Raw genomic sequence first — 1,422 nt, 5'->3', positions numbered from 1 at the left:
CCCAGGCGTTGCCAAATTAAAAAAAGGTGGCGGACATGGCGGTCATAATGGTTTAAAAGACATTATTGCAAAAATGGCAAATCAAAAAGACTTTATGCGCTTGCGCATTGGTGTAGGTCATCCGGGGCATCGTGAAATGGTAACTGGTTGGGTGCTTGGAAAAGCGGCCAAAGAAGACCAAGAAAAAATGGATGCTGCTGTTGATGAAGCAGTTCGTTGCATGGAAATACTTGCAAAAGATGGTGTGTTAAAAGCACAAAACAGACTACATTCGTTTAAACCCTAGTAACTTGGGTCCAAGTACACCGTTTAAACGAATTCTAAACAAGGTATCTTACTATGGGTTTTAAATGTGGCATCGTTGGCTTGCCTAACGTAGGTAAATCAACGCTTTTCAATGCACTAACTAAAGCGGGTATTGAAGCCGCTAACTTTCCTTTTTGTACCATTGAGCCTAATACAGGTGTGGTACCTGTGCCAGATCCTCGTCTAGACGAACTTGCTAAAATTGTTAATCCTCAACGAGTTCTTACCACTAGTATGGAATTTGTAGACATTGCTGGCTTGGTAAAGGGCGCATCTAAAGGTGAAGGCCTTGGTAACCAGTTTTTAGCTAACATTCGTGAAACCGATGCAATTGGCCACGTAGTTCGCTGTTTTGAAGATGAAAACATCATACACGTAGCAGGCACTATTGACCCTGCTGACGATATTGACGTAATCAACACTGAGTTAGTACTTGCTGATATGGATAGCGCTGAAAAAGCCCTTTTCCGTAACGCAAAAAAAGCAAAAGGTGGTGATAAAGACGCCAAAGAGCAAAATGCCGTACTTGAAAAAGTAAAAGTGCATCTTGATGAAGGCTTAACTTTACGCGCTTTAGCATTAACTAAAGAAGAAAAAGCAGCAATCAGCTCTATCAACTTCTTAACTATTAAACCAACTATGTATATTGCAAACGTTGCTGAAGATGGTTTTGAAAATAATCCATACCTTGACCGTGTACGCGCTATTGCTGCAGCAGAAGATGCGATTGTTGTTCCTGTATGTGCTGCTATCGAATCTGAGCTTTCAGAATTAGATGACGAAGACAAGCTTGAGTTTATGGCTGATCTTGGCTTAGAAGAGCCCGGCCTTAATCTTGTTATTCGTGGTGGTTATGAATTACTACAATTACAAACTTATTTCACTGCGGGTGTTAAAGAAGTGCGTGCATGGACAATCCCTGTAGGTGCAACAGCGCCACAAGCAGCGGGTAAAATCCATACCGACTTCGAGCGTGGCTTTATTCGTGCGCAAACGATTGCTTTTGACGACTTTGTTGCCTTTAAAGGTGAAAGCGGCGCAAAAGAAGCAGGTAAGATGCGTCAAGAAGGTAAAGAGTACATTGTTAAAGACGGCGATGTAATGAACTTCTTGTTC

The 1,422-nt window shown here is 41.9% G+C and carries 1 protein-coding gene and 1 pseudogene; both read left to right on the top strand.

Going from position 1 to position 1,422, the window contains the following annotated elements:
* Positions 1 to 286: pseudogene (locus H5072_RS19445) on the top strand (aminoacyl-tRNA hydrolase); the annotation flags it as partial.
* 53 nt (positions 287 to 339) lie between these two features.
* On the top strand, positions 340 to 1,422 hold a 1,083-nt coding region (gene ychF / locus H5072_RS19440), incomplete at its 3' end, for a redox-regulated ATPase YchF (RefSeq protein WP_182694507.1).

Origin of the sequence: Pseudoalteromonas sp. SR45-5, assembly GCF_014163565.1 — a bacterium.
GTDB lineage: Bacteria > Pseudomonadota > Gammaproteobacteria > Enterobacterales > Alteromonadaceae > Pseudoalteromonas > Pseudoalteromonas distincta.
The sequence above is the reverse complement of the archived record's forward strand: the minus strand, read 5'-3'. Positions and strand labels throughout refer to the sequence as shown.